This is a genomic window from Saccharopolyspora gloriosae, from assembly GCF_022828475.1.
Lineage (GTDB): Bacteria > Actinomycetota > Actinomycetes > Mycobacteriales > Pseudonocardiaceae > Saccharopolyspora_C > Saccharopolyspora_C gloriosae_A.
This window is the reverse complement of sequence record NZ_CP059557.1, coordinates 6,366,668-6,382,783: the sequence shown is the minus strand read 5'-3', so window position 1 is coordinate 6,382,783 and position 16,116 is coordinate 6,366,668. Positions and strand designations below refer to the sequence as shown.

The 16,116-nt window shown below is 69.0% G+C and carries 7 protein-coding genes; 4 read left to right on the top strand and 3 right to left on the bottom strand.

The window, feature by feature from the left end; translation table 11 throughout:
• The first annotated feature begins 625 nt into the window (after positions 1-625).
• Together rpoB and H2Q94_RS28035 are read left to right on the top strand one after the other, a co-directional pair.
• The gene (gene rpoB / locus H2Q94_RS28040) at positions 626-4,108 is read left to right on the top strand and encodes a DNA-directed RNA polymerase subunit beta (protein ID WP_243790137.1); all 3,483 of its coding nucleotides are present in this window, start codon (positions 626-628) and stop codon (positions 4,106-4,108) included.
• A 111-nt stretch (positions 4,109-4,219) separates the two neighbouring features.
• Positions 4,220-8,131, top strand: coding sequence for a DNA-directed RNA polymerase subunit beta' (locus H2Q94_RS28035; RefSeq protein WP_243790136.1), 3,912 nt, complete (start codon positions 4,220-4,222; stop codon positions 8,129-8,131).
• A gap of 149 nt (positions 8,132-8,280) precedes the next feature.
• Here the strand turns inward: H2Q94_RS28035 and H2Q94_RS28030 are convergent, their stop codons facing one another.
• The 3 genes from H2Q94_RS28030 to pdxR all read right to left on the bottom strand — a co-directional run bounded on the left by H2Q94_RS28030 (position 8,281) and on the right by pdxR (position 11,024).
• Complete coding sequence (locus H2Q94_RS28030) at positions 8,281-8,640, bottom strand: hypothetical protein (protein ID WP_243790135.1); 360 nt, start codon at positions 8,638-8,640, stop codon at positions 8,281-8,283.
• A 380-nt stretch (positions 8,641-9,020) separates the two neighbouring features.
• Positions 9,021-9,497 (bottom strand): DUF6319 family protein, encoded by a 477-nt coding sequence (locus tag H2Q94_RS28025; protein ID WP_243790134.1) that lies wholly within the window; start codon positions 9,495-9,497, stop codon positions 9,021-9,023.
• Positions 9,498-9,623: 126 nt separating this feature from the next.
• Positions 9,624-11,024, bottom strand: coding sequence for a MocR-like pyridoxine biosynthesis transcription factor PdxR (gene pdxR, locus H2Q94_RS28020; protein ID WP_243790133.1), 1,401 nt, complete (start codon positions 11,022-11,024; stop codon positions 9,624-9,626).
• A gap of 676 nt (positions 11,025-11,700) precedes the next feature.
• Between pdxR and H2Q94_RS28015 the strand changes: the two genes are divergently transcribed.
• On the top strand, positions 11,701-15,369 hold the full coding sequence (locus H2Q94_RS28015; protein WP_243790132.1) for an ADP-ribosylglycohydrolase family protein: 3,669 nt from the start codon (positions 11,701-11,703) through the stop codon (positions 15,367-15,369).
• A 124-nt stretch (positions 15,370-15,493) separates the two neighbouring features.
• Positions 15,494-16,111: a YbaB/EbfC family nucleoid-associated protein gene (locus H2Q94_RS28010; protein WP_243790131.1), complete on the top strand. Its 618-nt coding sequence runs from the start codon at positions 15,494-15,496 to the stop codon at positions 16,109-16,111.
• The last annotated feature ends 5 nt before the right edge of the window (positions 16,112-16,116 follow it).

The window sequence follows — 16,116 nt, the reverse complement described above, 5'->3', positions numbered from 1 at the left end:
GGCCTGCTGCCGGAGCACGCGTTCCGTGCACGATCGGCGACTCCCTGCGAGGTCAGGTGGGCGGTGTTCCACTCCCGCGCCCGGCCGGACGACCCGCCCGAAGCCCGGTCGCGTGAGATGGCCGACAACGCTGGCGGCTTTCCGGATCATAGGGGAACAGAGGTCATCTTCGGGGTCGTAACCGGACGAATCCGGGTGCGGTGAGCTACTGCCGGGACTGTGCGAACACTGGCGGAAAATCGCCGAAACAACCGGGTAGTGGAGTTGTGACCAGGCGAAACGGCGACTTCGTCGATCACGTCGAGTGATCGTGTCTTGCGCCACGAGGGTGATCGGAGCGTGATCTCTTGACTGTCGGCTGCGGCGGGTTCACTCTGGTCACCAACACGGGCAGGGCCTCGCGAGGTGCGGCTCCGCAGACGGCTTCCGGGACGGTTCGTCGGCGGGCCCCTCGACAGGTGGCGTCGTAGCGTCTAGACTGCTACTTTGCGCTGCCCTCTTTCCGCTCTCCCCATGACGGGACGTAGGATCGTGGGCGCCATTGCACCCTTGACAGTCGTGTTAGCTGGTTGCCAACGCCTCCTGACGCGGCTGTAGCCAGTTCAGAGTCCCGGAAGGACGCATCTTGGCAGTCTCCCGCGCGACCAAGGTCTCTGCAGCTTCCAACTACACGTCGGGGATCGCTGGGGCACCCAGGCGGGTCTCGTTCGCGAACATCCGCGAACCGTTGGAAGTACCTGATCTGCTCGATCTGCAGGTCCAGTCCTTCGAATGGCTTGTCGGCAATGAGACCTGGTTCCAGCGCCGGGTCGACGCCGGCGATGAAAGCCCTGTCGGTGGCCTGGAAGAGGTCCTCAGCGAGATCTCCCCGATTGAGGACTTCTCCGGATCGATGTCCCTGTCCTTTACAGACCCGCGCTTCGACGAGGTCAAGGCCTCGGTTGACGAGTGCAAGGACAAGGACATGACCTACGCGGCCCCGCTGTTCGTCACGGCGGAGTTCACCAACCACACCACTGGCGAGATCAAGAGCCAGACGGTGTTCATGGGTGACTTCCCGGTCATGACCAACAAGGGCACCTTCATCATCAACGGCACCGAGCGCGTCGTGGTGTCCCAGCTCGTGCGCTCTCCCGGCGTCTACTTCGACAGCTCGGTCGACAAGACGACCGACAAGGACGTCTACAGCGTCAAGATCATCCCCAGCCGCGGTGCGTGGCTGGAGTTCGATGTCGACAAGCGCGACACCGTCGGTGTTCGCATCGACCGCAAGCGCCGTCAGCCCGTTACCGTGCTGCTCAAGGCGCTGGGCTGGAGCGCCGAGGCGATCCGCGAGCGGTTCGGCTTCTCCGAGACGCTGATGGCGACTCTGGAGAAGGACCACACCGCCGGTCAGGACGAGGCGCTGCTGGACATCTACCGCAAGCTGCGTCCGGGTGAGCCCCCGACGAAGGAGAGCGCGCAGACCCTCCTGGAGAACCTGTTCTTCAAGGAGAAGCGCTACGACCTGGCTCGTGTCGGCCGCTACAAGGTCAACAAGAAGCTGGGCCTCGAGCTGCCGTTCGACTCCGGCGTCCTCACCGAGGACGACATCGTCACGACGATCGAGTACCTCGTCCGGTTGCACGCCGGCGACACCTCGATGGGCGAGGGCGACCTGGAGGTTCCGGTCGAGGTCGACGACATCGACCACTTCGGCAACCGTCGCCTGCGCACCGTCGGCGAGCTGATCCAGAACCAGGTTCGGGTCGGCCTGTCCCGCATGGAGCGCGTCGTCCGTGAGCGGATGACCACTCAGGACGTCGAAGCGATCACGCCGCAGACGCTGATCAACATCCGCCCGGTCGTGGCGGCGATCCGCGAGTTCTTCGGCACTTCGCAGCTCTCCCAGTTCATGGACCAGACCAACCCGATCGCGGGCCTGACGCACAAGCGTCGTCTCTCCGCGCTCGGGCCGGGCGGTCTGTCCCGGGAGCGCGCCGGCATGGAGGTCCGCGACGTCCACCCGTCGCACTACGGCCGGATGTGTCCGATCGAGACGCCGGAAGGCCCGAACATCGGCCTGATCGGCTCGCTGGCCACGTTCGCCAGGGTCAACCCGTTCGGATTCATCGAGACGCCGTACCGCAAGGTCGTCGACGGCCAGGTCACCGACCGGATCGACTACCTGACCGCGGACGAAGAGGACCGCTACGTCAAGGCGCAGGCGAACGCGCCGATCGACGAAGACGGCACGTTCCTCGACGAGCGCGTCCTGGGCCGCCGTAAGGGCGGCGAGGTCGAGCTGCTGGCTCCGACCGAGATCGACTACATGGACGTCTCGCCGCGACAGATGGTCTCCGCCGCGACCGCGATGATCCCGTTCCTCGAGCACGACGACGCGAACCGCGCCCTGATGGGTGCGAACATGCAGCGTCAGGCGGTGCCGCTGCTGCGCAGCGAGTCGCCGCTGGTCGGCACCGGCATGGAGCTCCGTGCCGCGGTCGACGCCGGGGACGTGGTGACCGCCGACAAGGCGGGCGTCATCGAAGAGCTCTGCGCCGACTACGTGACGGTGATGGCCGACGACGGCTCCCGCCACACCTACCGGCTGCAGAAGTTCAACCGCTCGAACCACGGCACCTGCACCAACCAGAAGCCGATCGTGAACGAAGGCGATCGCGTCGAGGTCGGTCAGGTCATCGCGGACGGGCCGTGCACCCAGAACGGCGAGATGGCGCTGGGCAAGAACCTGCGCGTGGCCATCATGCCGTGGGAGGGGCACAACTACGAAGACGCGATCATCCTGTCCCAGCGTCTGGTGCAGGACGACGTGCTCACCTCGATCCACATCGAGGAGCACGAGGTCGATGCTCGCGACACCAAGCTGGGCGCGGAGGAGATCACTCGGGACATCCCGAACGTCTCCGAGGACGTGCTGGCCGACCTCGACGAGCGCGGCATCATCCGGATCGGTGCCGAGGTGCAGGGCGGCGACATCCTCGTCGGCAAGGTCACGCCGAAGGGCGAGACCGAGCTGACCCCGGAGGAGCGGCTGCTGCGCGCGATCTTCGGCGAGAAGGCCCGCGAAGTTCGCGACACCTCGCTGAAGGTGCCGCACGGCGAGACCGGCAAGGTCATCGGCGTGCGCGTGTTCAACCGCGACGAGGACGACGAGCTGCCCCCCGGCGTCAACGAGCTCGTGCGGGTCTACGTGGCGCAGAAGCGCAAGATCCAGGACGGCGACAAGCTCGCCGGCCGGCACGGCAACAAGGGCGTCATCGGCAAGATCCTGCCGATCGAGGACATGCCGTTCACCGAGGACGGCGCCCCGGTCGACATCATCCTGAACACCCACGGTGTGCCGCGACGGATGAACATCGGCCAGGTGCTGGAGACCCACCTCGGGTGGATCGCCTCGCAGGGCTGGTCCATCGACGGGGACCCGGACTGGGCGAGGCGGCTGCCCTCCGACCTCTACGAGGTCGAGGCGGGTACCAACACCGCCAGCCCGGTCTTCGACGGTGCTCGTGAAGAAGAGATCACCGGCCTGCTCGGCTCGACCCTGCCGAACCGCGATGGTGAGCGCATGGTCAAGGGCAACGGCAAGGCGCAGCTGTTCGACGGGCGTAGCGGCGAGCCGTACCCGTACCCGGTGGCCCTCGGCTACATGTACATCCTGAAGCTGTCGCACCTGGTGGACGACAAGATCCACGCCCGGTCGACCGGCCCGTACTCGATGATCACCCAGCAGCCGCTGGGCGGTAAGGCGCAGTTCGGTGGCCAGCGCTTCGGTGAGATGGAGTGCTGGGCCATGCAGGCATACGGTGCCGCGTACACCCTGCAGGAACTGCTGACGATCAAGTCCGACGACGTGATCGGCCGCGTGAAGGTCTACGAGGCGATCGTCAAGGGCGAGAACATTCCCGACCCGGGCATTCCGGAGTCGTTCAAGGTGCTCCTCAAGGAGCTGCAGTCGCTGTGCCTGAACGTCGAGGTGCTCTCGACCGACGGTGCCGCCATCGAGATGCGCGACGGGGACGACGAGGACTTGGAGCGTGCCGCGGCGAACCTCGGCATCAACCTGTCCCGCAACGAGTCGCCTTCGGTGGACGACGTCGTTCAGTGACTTCGCCGCCGGTCCGCGGGCATGTGCCTGCCCGCGGACCGGCCTTCGACCCAACCTGGCATTCCCGGCCGGTAGTCGGCCGGACCTTTCGACTAAGGGAGAAGACCCGACGTGCTGGACGTCAACTTCTTCGATGAACTTCGCATCGGCCTCGCCACGGCCGACGACATCCGCCAGTGGTCGTTCGGCGAGGTCAAGAAGCCCGAGACAATCAACTACCGAACCCTGAAGCCGGAGAAGGACGGTCTTTTCTGCGAAAAGATCTTCGGTCCGACTCGGGACTGGGAATGCTACTGCGGCAAGTACAAGCGGGTCCGCTTCAAGGGCATCATCTGTGAGCGCTGCGGCGTCGAGGTGACCCGGGCCAAGGTGCGCCGCGAGCGGATGGGGCACATCGAGCTCGCCGCTTCGGTGACCCACATCTGGTACTTCAAGGGTGTTCCGAGTCGGCTCGGCTACTTGCTGGACCTGGCTCCCAAGGACCTCGAGAAGATCATTTACTTCGCCGCTTACGTGATCACCTCGGTGAACACCGAAATGCGGCACAACGACCTGTCGACGCTCGAGAACGAGATGACGGTCGAGCGCAAGCGGGTCTCCGACCAGCGGGACGCGGACCTCGAGGCCCGTGCCCAGAAGCTGGAGGCCGACCTGGCCGAGCTGGAGGCCGAGGGCGCGAAGAGCGATGTGCGGCGGAAGGTCAAGGAGGGCGGCGAGCGCGAGATGCGCCAGCTGCGCGACCGTTCGCAGCGCGACATCGACAAGCTCGACGAGATCTGGGAGACCTTCACGAAGCTGGAGCCCCGTCAGCTGATCTCGGACGAGATGCTCTACCGCGAGCTCTACGACCGGTACGGCGAGTACTTCACCGGCGGCATGGGTGCCGAGTCCATCCAGGCGCTGTTGCAGGACTTCGACATCGGCGCCGAGGCCGAGCTGCTGCGCGAGACGATCCGCTCCGGCAAGGGGCAGAAGAAGCTTCGCGCGCTCAAGCGGCTCAAGGTCGTCGCGGCGTTCCAGGCCACCGGGAACAACCCCGGCGGCATGGTTCTCAACTGCGTGCCGGTGATCCCGCCGGACCTGCGTCCGATGGTCCAGCTCGACGGTGGCCGGTTCGCCACCTCGGACCTGAACGACCTGTACCGCCGGGTCATCAACCGCAACAACCGCCTCAAGCGACTGATCGACCTCGGTGCGCCCGAGATCATCGTCAACAACGAGAAGCGGATGCTGCAGGAGTCCGTGGACGCGCTGTTCGACAACGGCCGCCGCGGACGTCCGGTGACCGGCCCCGGCAACCGGCCGCTGAAGTCGCTGTCCGACCTGCTCAAGGGCAAGCAGGGTCGCTTCCGGCAGAACCTGCTCGGTAAGCGCGTCGACTACTCCGGCCGTTCGGTCATCGTCGTCGGCCCGCAGCTGAAGCTGCACCAGTGCGGCCTGCCGAAGGAGATGGCGGTCGAGCTGTTCAAGCCGTTCGTGATGAAGCGGCTGGTCGACCTCAACCACGCGCAGAACATCAAGTCCGCCAAGCGGATGGTGGAGCGCCAGCGCCCGCAGGTGTGGGACGTGCTGGAAGAGGTCATCGCTGAGCACCCCGTGCTGCTCAACCGTGCTCCTACGCTGCACCGGCTGGGTATTCAGGCCTTCGAGCCGCAGCTGGTGGAGGGCAAGGCCATCCAGCTGCACCCGCTGGTGTGCGAGGCGTTCAACGCCGACTTCGACGGTGACCAGATGGCGGTTCACCTGCCGCTGTCGTCGGAGGCTCAGTCCGAGGCCCGGATCTTGATGCTTTCGAGCAACAACATCCTTTCGCCCGCCTCGGGCCGTCCGCTGGCGATGCCGCGACTGGACATGGTCACCGGCCTCTACCACCTGACCAGGCTGGTCGATGGTGCCATCGGCGAGGGCCAGGCGTACTCCTCGGTCGGCGAGGCCATCATGGCCTTCGACCGCGGCAGCCTGTCGTTGCAGGCGAAGATCCGGATCCGGTTGCGCGACGTGGTGCCCGCCAAGGAGGCCACGCCGGAGGACTGGGAGCCGGGCAAGCCGTGGCTCGCCGACACCACGTTGGGCCGCGTGTTCTTCAACGAGCTGCTGCCCGAGGACTATCCGTTCGTCAACGACCTGCTGCCGAAGAAGCGGCAGGCGGCGATCGTCAACGACCTCGCCGAGCGGTACCCGATGGTCGCGGTCGCGCAGACCCTGGACCGGCTCAAAGACGCCGGTTTCCACTGGGCCACGCGTTCCGGTGTGACCGTGTCGATCTCCGACGTGGTCGTGCCGCCGCAGAAGAGCGAGATCCTCGACTCCTACGAGCAGCGCGCCGAGCAGGTGGAGAAGCGCTACCGCCGTGGTGCGCTGTCTTACCAGGAGCGCAACGCGGAGCTGGTCAAGGTCTGGACGGCGGCCAAGGACGAGGTCGCCGAGGCCATGGAGAAGAACTTCCCCGAGGACAACTCGATCAGCATGATCGTGAAGTCCGGTGCGGCGGGCAACATGACCCAGGTCGTGCAGCTCGCGGGCATGCGTGGTCTGGTGTCGAACCCGAAGGGTGAGTACATCCCTCGCCCGATCAAGGCGAACTACCGCGAAGGCCTGTCCGTGCTGGAGTACTTCATCTCCAACCACGGTGCCCGCAAGGGTCTGGCCGACACTGCGCTGCGTACCGCCGACTCGGGTTACCTGACCCGTCGTCTGGTGGACGTCTCGCAGGACGTCATCGTGCGGGAGACCGACTGCGGTACCGAGCGCGGCATCAAGATGCCGATCGCCGAGGTGTTCCCGGACGGCACGGTGCTGCGCGACGCGCACGTCGAGACCAGCATCTACGCCCGCACCACCGCCGAGGACGTCACGGACTCGGACGGCAACATCGTGCTCGCCCGCGGTTCCGACCTGGGTGACCCGGCGATCGAGAAGCTGCTCGGGGCCAAGGTCTCCAAGGTCAAGGTCCGCAGCGTGCTGACCTGCGAGTCCGGTGTCGGTGTGTGTGCGGTCTGCTACGGCCGTTCGATGGCCACCGGCAAGCTGGTGGACGTCGGCGAGGCCGTCGGCATCGTCGCCGCCCAGTCCATCGGTGAGCCCGGTACGCAGCTGACGATGCGTACGTTCCACCAGGGCGGTGTCGCCGGTGACGACATCACCACCGGTCTTCCGCGTGTCACGGAGTTGTTCGAGGCCCGGGTCCCGAAGGGCAAGGCGCCCATCGCCGACGCCCCCGGCCGGATCCGGATGGAGGACAACGACCGGTACTGGAAGATCACGGTCATCCCGGACGACGGCAGCGAAGAGATCGTCTACGACAAGCTGTCCAAGCGGCAGCGGCTCGCGGCGATCTCGGTGGACGGCACCGAGCGGCAGATCGCGGACGGCGACCACGTGGACGTCGGCCAGCAGCTGCTGGAAGGTGCGGTCGACCCGCACGAGGTGCTGCGCGTGATGGGTCCGCGAGAGGCTCAGCTGCACCTGGTCCGCGAGGTCCAGGAGGTGTACCGCTCGCAGGGTGTGGGCATCCACGACAAGCACGTGGAGGTCATCGTCCGCCAGATGCTGCGGCGGGTCATCATCATCGACTCGGGTGCCACCGAGTTCCTGCCCGGTTCCCCGGTGGAGCGCTCGCAGTTCGAGGGCGAGAACCGCCGCGTGGTGTCCGAGGGCGGCGACCCGGCTTCGGGCCGTCCGGTGCTGATGGGCATCACGAAGGCCTCGCTGGCCACCGAGTCCTGGCTGTCGGCGGCCTCCTTCCAGGAGACGACCCGCATCCTCACGAACGCCGCGATCGAGGGCGCGAGTGACAAGCTGGTCGGCCTGAAGGAGAACGTGATCATCGGTAAGTTGATCCCGGCCGGTACCGGCATCAACCGCTACCGCAACATCCAGGTGCAGCCGACCGAGGAGGCACGGGCCGCGGCGTACGCGATCCCGTCCTACGACGACGGCTACTACACGCCGGACGTGTTCGGCGCGGGCACCGGTGCCGCGGTGCCGCTGGACGACTACGACTTCGGTCGCGACTACCGGTAACGCGGTTCGCGGTCCGCGGTCGCGGAACAGTGCACGGAGGGTCCCCGCTCGGGTTCGAGCGGGGACCTTCCGCTGTTCGGGGAGGTTCGCGGCGCCGCCGAAGATCGTGCGTGCGGCCGAGCCGAGGGCGTGCCGCAACTTCGTGGAGATCATGTCGGTGTCCCTTCCGCGTCGGCGTGGTCGTGGGACATCCGCCACGGGCCGCCGGACGGCCGCAGGCCGCGGCGGCGCGCCTCGGTGAGCAGGACGAGCTGGTCGTGCAAGAAGCGGTGGCGTAGCGACTCGCATTCGCGGATCGCGGCGATCAGGCCGGCGTCCGAGCACGCGGCGGCGCGTGCGTCCGTGTACGCGTGGGATTCAGGCGGGGCAGGCCCCGGCGGGTGCGACGGAGGTGGTTCAGCCCCGGTGCAGTCGGTCGACGAGCTCGTGGACCGGACCTGTTCGGTCGGCATCGGGGAGCACGCCGGTGCGAGGTGGAGCGGGCGGTGGCGGCGAGATCTGGGTTCCATGACTCCGATCATCCAGAGTCGAACGCCTGTTCGCCATTACACGAGCGAGTGGTCCGCGGCCGGGGGTTCGGAGCGCGGCGGGCGGAGCCTCGAAGGTCCGGTTCATCGCCGCAGAAGCGGAGCGAGGCATCATCGTCCGGCCCGTCGCCGAGCGGGCCTACGTGCGCTGAAGTGGGAGAAGTCGGGCGGAGTGCGCGCTCGGCCTGCGGGTGGCGCGGGTCCTCGACTTCCTGCGCGGATCACTGGGAACGGACCGGTGACCGGGACGGTGGCGTTGCGCGCCGCCACCGTCCCGGATCCCCGGATGGTCGGTGCCCGCCGCCCGTGGGCGGATCGGGGTGCCGACGTTCCGGGGACGTGTCAGCCGACCGGAAAGGTCGTCAGCTCTCGAGCTCGGACAGCGCCTTGCGGACCCGCTCGACCTCGGCTTCGAGCTCGGCGAGCTTCGCCTCGTGCTGTTCCCGAGCGGCGCTCAGGACCTCCTCGATGGCTTCGGAGATGTCCTGGTGCAGTTCCGCGGCGGCCTTGGACACCGCTGCCGCCGGAACCGGCAGGCCCTGGACGACCCGCTTGCCGGAGTGCAGCAGCTCGGCCTGCCATTCGCCTTCAGCGGTCCCCGTCACGGTCAGGGTGAGTTCGACCGTGCGGGTCTTCTTGGCGGTGCTCTGCTTGCGGGCGCGGGGCTTCTTCGCCGCGGGCTCCGGTGTCGCGTTCGCGTCCGCAGGGGCGGCGTCGTCGGACGCCGTCGTCGGCGCGGCGTCCGCCTCGGTCGGGGCGGTACCGTTCTCCGGCTGCGTCGGGGCCTGCTCGGTTTGGGTCTCTTCGCTGGTCACCTGGTCTGCTTCCTGCTCGCCCACGGTTTCTCCTTGATGTGCGCCGGTCGGGGACTCAGGATAGAACACCAGTTCCCCTCGTTCGTGTTGGTGGGAGGGGCCGCCCGGCGCGCGAGGGCACTGTAGCGGGGCACGCCGCGCCGTCGGCGGTCATGGGTCGAGCGTGTCGAGCAACGCTTCCAACGCGGGGCGGAAAGCGTGTTCGGCGGGAGCGGCGTAACCGATCACCACGCCGGGCGGGTGTTCGCCGGGCTGCACCCACCAGGGGCCGAGCGCTTTGAGCTCGACGCCGCGGCTGCGCGCCCGTGCCATGATCTCCGGCTCGTCCGGCCCGCCCGACGCGAGCCGCAAGGTCAGGTGCAGTCCGGCGGAGATGCCCGCCGGGTAGCGCCGATGCCGGGTCCGGAGGCCGTCCAGGCCGTGCAGCAGCTGCTCACGCCGCGCCCGGTACGCCGTCCGGGACCGGCGGACGTGCTGGTCGTAGGCGCCGGAGCGGACCAGCTCGGCGAGTGCGAGCTGGTCGAACACCGGCCCGTACCTGCCGTGCGTCTTCATCTCCCGCACCGGTTCGACGAGCCGGGCGGGCAGCGCCAACCAGGCGATCCGCAGCGCCGGGGCGAGGGTCTTGCTCGCCGTTCCGGCGTAGATCACCGTTTCGGGCGCCATGCCTTGCAGGGATCCGACCGGCTGCCGGTCGAAGCGGAATTCCCCGTCGTAGTCGTCCTCCACGATGATCCTGCCGGCGGCTTTGGCGTCGCGGATCAGTGCGGTCCGGCGCTGTGCCCGCATGGTGACGCCGAGCGGGAACTGATGCGCCGGGGTGATGACGGCGGCGTGGCTTCGCAGCGCGGAGACGTCGATGCCGCCGTCGTCGACGGGGACTCCGTGCACCGTTATCCCGTTGTCCTCGGCGATGGTCCGGTGGTGCGGCAGCGAGGGGTCCTCGAAGTCGATCGAGGAGGCGCCTTGCGCGTGCAGGACCCTGCTGATCAGCGACAACGCTTCGCTGTAGCCGTTGCAGACGATCAGTCGATCGGGCGAAGTGTGCACGGCTCGCGCGCGCCGCAGGTATTGGGTGAGCGCCTCCCGCAGCGCGAGCGGGCCTTGCGGGTCTCCGTAGTCGAGTTCGTCGGCGGGCATGGTGCGCAGGGTGCGGCGGCTCGCCGCCAGCCAGTCCTTGCGCGGGAAGGCGCTCAGGTTCGGCCTGCCCGGCCGGAAATCCCAGCGCGGTGCGCGCGGAGCCGGACGTGCCGCGGGTTCGGGGGGCTCGCCGGTGCGGAGCCGCTCGGCGACGGTGGTCGGTGCACCCTGCCTGGTCAGCAGGAATCCTTCGGTGCCGAGCTGGACGTAGGCACGTGTGACGGTGCCGCGGGCGATGCCGAGATCCTGGGCGAGTGCCCTGGTGGAAGGCACCCGCGTGCCCGCGGCGAGCCGCCCGTCACGGATCGCCGCGCGCAACGCCTCGGCGAGCGCGCCGCTGTCCGGTCGGCCGGAGCAGTCCAAGTGCAGGTCCAGCCCCGATTCGGGCGAACTGGACCGTTCGCGGGTCACGACATCGGACCTTATCGAACACGGACTCGGTGCGGGGGCGCGGAACCCGTTGGCCGCCGCGCCGTCCGCAGTGCCGTTGCGGAGCGCGGTTCGGCGAAGCTGCGGCGAGATCGCCGGACGAGCACGAGCGGCGGCCCGCGAGTCCAACCGTGCTCGTGGACTGCGCAGCACTACTTGAGTTGGTAGACCGATCAGGTGATTCGAGCTCGGTTACGGGGGTTTCGAAGAGCCTGTTGCCGCCTTCGCAGGGCCTCACCGGGCAGGTGGCGGAGGCGGAGCGACGGAATTTCGGGCAGCCGTTGCCCCCGGAGTGAGCCTGCCGAGATCAGGGCCGCCGCACCGGCCGGCGAGGCTCGGACGTCGTGGTATCAGCGTCGACGACCGCGTCGTGAGCAACGTCTCGATGGTGGTGATACCCGCCGTGGCCACCGACGTTCCCCGGAGCACGACACTCGGCCGTTCGATCATTCGGGGGAGCCGGTCTGGTTGTCGGTCAAGTGCGGCAACATTGCAGGGTGCGGTCAACGGGATCGACGCCGTTCCCCGGAACGGCCGCGACGTCCGGGAAATGCTCGGACACGACCCGCCTCAACGGTGTGGCGGCCCTGGCGACCGACGGCTCGCGGCGCATGTCGCAGGCCGTTGCCCCGCACGGTGACCCGACAGGAGACTGGGGATGACCGGTGACACCTCGTGGTTCGCGAACACGCACGGTTCGGCGGTGTCGCGGCGTGAGCCGCGCCCGTTGAGCTGGTCGGACCGGTTCCGCGGCGCGCTGCTCGGCGGTGCCGTGGGCGATGCGCTGGGTGCGGGAGTGCGCACCCGCTCGGCGTGGGACATCCAGCACTGGTTCGGCAAGCAGGGTGTGGCGGATTACCTGCCGGTGTTCGGCAGGCGCGGTGGCGTCACCGAGCTGACCCAGCTCGCCGTGTTCACCCTGGAGGCGTTGCTGCGGGCGCGGGCGGTCAACGGGGAAGCCGCGGACTGGTTACCGACGCCCGTGATCCGCACGAACCACCTGCGCTGGCTCTACACGCAGGGCGTTCCGTGGGAATACGCGATGTCCGGCTACCTGCAGACGCATCCAGAGCCGAGCGGCTGGCTGCTGGAGACGCCGCAGTTGTTCTCCACCCGCAACCCGGCCGGTGGGGCGTTGTCCGGGCTGGGCAAGCTCGCCACGCAGCCTCCGACGCAGGCCGGCTACGACGCGCGGTTCGGTCCTGCGGTGCGCCCCGGATTCGCCGATTGCGCGGTGTGGGCGGCGCCGACGATGGTGTGGAGCACCTCGGAGGACCGCGTGTTCGCGGCGGGCGCCGACGTGGCGCGGTTGCTCACCGATGACTTGAACGTGCACGGTGCCGCCGGGTTCCATGCGGACGTCCTGACCCAACTCATCCAGGGCGACATCGGGTTGTGGGACGCGGTGGGGCTCACCGACACCCGGCTGAGTTCGCTGCACAGCGGCGTCGAGGGTCCCGCGGCGGTGCGCAGGGCGGTGCACGCGGCGATGTTCGCGACTCGCGATGGCCGCCGCCCGCAGCCTGCCGAGCTGGACGCGGAGTTCGACACCGAGCACAAGCCGGGCGAGCTCGGTGCGGCACTGGCCTCGGTCGCGGCGACGGGTGGTTTCGCCGATGCGGTGGTGATGGCCGTCAACGTGTCGGCGGACAGCAGCGTGACCGGTGCGATGGCGGGGCAGCTCGCCGGAGCGCTGTACGGGCCGGAGGCGATTCCGGCGCAGTGGCGCGAAGAACTGGAACTGGCCGACATCATCGAGACGTTGTGCGCGGACGCCGCGGAGGCCTTCGCGCCACCGCCTCCGCCCCCGCCGTTGCCGAAGTGGGCGCAGCGCTACGTCAGTGATCCGCGGCGCGGCACCCCCGCTCCGCGTGAACTCGGTGCCCCCGAGCATGTGACCACCGTGGACAGCGGTCGCGGCCCGGAGCCGGTGCGGGCGGCGGACGGCAGCAACGACCCCACCATGATCATCGATCTCAGCCGGATCGAGCCCGACTCGGACTTCCCGGAGTTCGCCGAGCCCGATCCGGCCCCGGCGGCGGGACGGGGCGTGCGGCCGGTGGATCCCGAACCCGAGCAGGCCCCGGAACCCGAGCAGGCCGCTCCGGCGAACGCCTTCAACCAGACCACCGATCGCACCGACCTGTCGCTGCTCGCCGCGCGCCAGCGCTCCGACGACGATGCCGACGCGTCGCGGCCGATGCCGGACCTCGGTGCCGGTGGTTTCTCGCTGTCCACCGACCGCACCGACCGGGAAGAGCTGGCTCGGCTGGCGAAACTGGTCTCACTGCGCCCGGAGGAAGCCGGCCGGATCCCGGTGGCGGAGCCCGCACCGCGCTCGGAGGACGTGGAAGTGCCCACGCCCCAGGACCCGCGAGCACAAGCCCGGTCGCCGTACGAAGTGCCCGCGGAGCAGCAGCCCGCCGAGCACGCGTACCCGCAGCAGCAGTCCCCCGCGACGCCGTACGAGCGCGGCCGCAGGCGGGCGCCGGAGGCGGAGGAGGACTTCGCCGCACCGGAGGAACCGTCCGACTCCGCCGCGGTGGATTTCCCCGATGCGGACTCGGACGCGTCGCGGCCCGAGGCGGCCGGAACCGAGCGCCTCCTCGCGCCGCACTCCGGTGAACCCGAATCGCCCGGCGCGGAGGTCGAGTCCGAGCCGGAGGAGCATCCTGCCGAGCCGCAGGACGCGCCGGAGACCGATGTCCCGCAGCACGCCCCAGCTCAGCAGGAAGCACCGGTGCACCGCGCCGCCGAGCCGGAGTTGCCGGTCAGCGACGCGCGCGCCGCGAAACCGGCGGCCTCCGGTGGGCACGCGAAATCCGAGACCACCGACGAAGTCGCGCCCTCGCTGACGGAGCGGGTGCTCGGCTGCTTCCTCGGCGGTGCCCTCGGCGACGCGCTCGGCTCGGACCTGGAGTTCGTCACCGCGGAGCAGATCACCGAGAAGTTCGGCCCGGCAGGACCGCAAGGCCTGCGGGAGGCCTACGGCGTGCAGGGCGCGATCACCGACGACACGCAGATGACGCTGTTCACCGCCGAAGGGCTCATCCGCGGCGGCATCGCGCGGCGCATCCTCGGCAGCACCGATCCGTTGCCGGAGATCCAGTTGGCGTACCAGCGGTGGCTGCACACCCAGGGCGTCGAGTGGGAGTCCGCTGCGGGCGCGTTCCGCGCGGTGTACCCGGAACCGGACGGCTGGCTGGTGGAGGTGCCCGGCCTTTTCGTCGCTCGCGCCCCCGGGAAGACGATCTTCCGAGCGCTGGCGCGGTTCGGCGACGGGCAGGCGGCGGGCTCGCTCACCGAGCCCATCAACGATTCGAAGGGCTGCGGCGGCGTGATGCGCTCCGCGCCGATGGCGATGTACTCGCCGGATCCGCCGGTGGCGTTCGAACTGGCCGCGCGGGCCGCTGCGCTCACCCACAGCCACCCGTCCGGTTACCTGTCGGCGGGCGCGTTGGCGGTGATCGTGCAGCAGGCGTTGCTGGGCCAGACCCTCGACGACGGGGTGTGGCTGGCGTTGCAGGTGCTGGAGACCTGGGACGGCCACGAAGAGACGAGCGCGCTGCTCAAGCAGGCCGTGGAACTGGCCGAACGGGGCGATCCCGGTCCTGCCGACATCGCGGAGACGCTCGGCGGCGGCTGGGTCGGTGAGCAGGCCTTGGCCATCGCGGTGTGCGGTGCGCTCGCGGGCGGCGACGACGTGGCGAAGGCACTGCGCATCGCGGTGCACCACGACGGGGACAGCGATTCCACCGGCGCGATCTGCGGCAACATCGTCGGCGCACTGATCGGCGTCAGCGGGTTGCCGGTGAGCTGGCTCGCCGATCTGGAGCTGCGCGATGTCGTCGAGCAGATCGCGTTGGACTGCGTCGCCGAGTTCGGTGACTCGCTGACCCGTGATCCGGACGTGCCGGAACCGGCGGCGAGCGACCGCCCGGCCGATGAGGAGTGGGACGAGCGCTACCCGATCCGGCGCCTGCCGGTGCAGGACGATCGGCGTGGTCTGAGCGATCCCGCGAGCGATCGACAGGACCTGGACGAGCAGCAGGAACCGGACGACCGGCCGGAGTTGGACGACCCGCGGGATTTCGGTGATCGGCAGGTTCCGGACGACCGGCCGGATCCGGGCGATCCGCCGACGGCACTGCTGCCCGCCGTCGGTTCGGTGGAGGATCCGGGGGTGGCGGAGCAGCCGGTGGAACCGGACCAGTCCACGCCGCGCGCGCAGGACACCGAACCGGAGCCGCTGGCGGCGTTCCCCGCTCCGAAACCGTCCCCGCGTCGGATTCAAAGTCCGCAGCCCGCGTACGACGGTGAGAGCTGACCGCACTCCGGCTGCCCGCGGCGAAGGTGTCGCGGGCGGCCGACCGGCTTTCCGGTCAACGGTGCGACCGGAGAGATCCGGGACACAGCGGTGAATGCGTTGATCCGAGCCGCCGCGCGCACCGGTGTTGATACTGTCTCCGCCGCACAAGGACATCGGTTGCGGTGCGTGGACGTCGACCACGGGCGCGACGGCGAGCATGGCGGGGGACGGCGTGCCCGAGGACATCAGCGCTGCTGAGCGGATGGTTCGCGACTGGCAGCAGCGGGCGACCGAGAAGGCCGAGAAGTTCGGCCGCATGCAGGCTCAGATCGAGCAGATCTCGGTCACCGAGAGCTCACGCGACGGCGCGGTTCAGGTGACGGTCGGCTCCAGCGGCATGATCGAGAACCTGGTGCTCGCCGAGAGCGCGGGCAACCGTCCGATGGCCAAGCTCTCGGCCGAGATCATGCGCGTAGTGCAGCTCGCGCAGTCGAAGCTGCCCGAACGCATGCAGCAGGCGGCGGCGGACACCGTCGGCGAGGACGACGAGGCCGTGCGGCACATGCTCGGGCAGGCCACGCGCTTCTTCCCGGAGGCTCCGGAGGAGCCCGAGGAGCCCCCGAAGCGGCCGGGTGTCCAGGAGATGCGCATCGGCACGGAGGAAGACCGGCCGCCACAACGCCCGCAGCGCAGGCCGAGCCGGCCCGCCCCGGACGATTTCGACGACGACGACTTCAGCCGCGGCTCGTTCCTGCGCTGACCGGG

Coding starts and splice junctions, on each gene's coding strand:
- H2Q94_RS28030 (WP_243790135.1), bottom strand. CDS start 8,640: ATGGAACCCAGATCTCGCCGCCACCGCCCGCTCCACCTCGCACCGGCG.
- H2Q94_RS28015 (WP_243790132.1), top strand. CDS start 11,701: ATGACCGGTGACACCTCGTGGTTCGCGAACACGCACGGTTCGGCGGTG.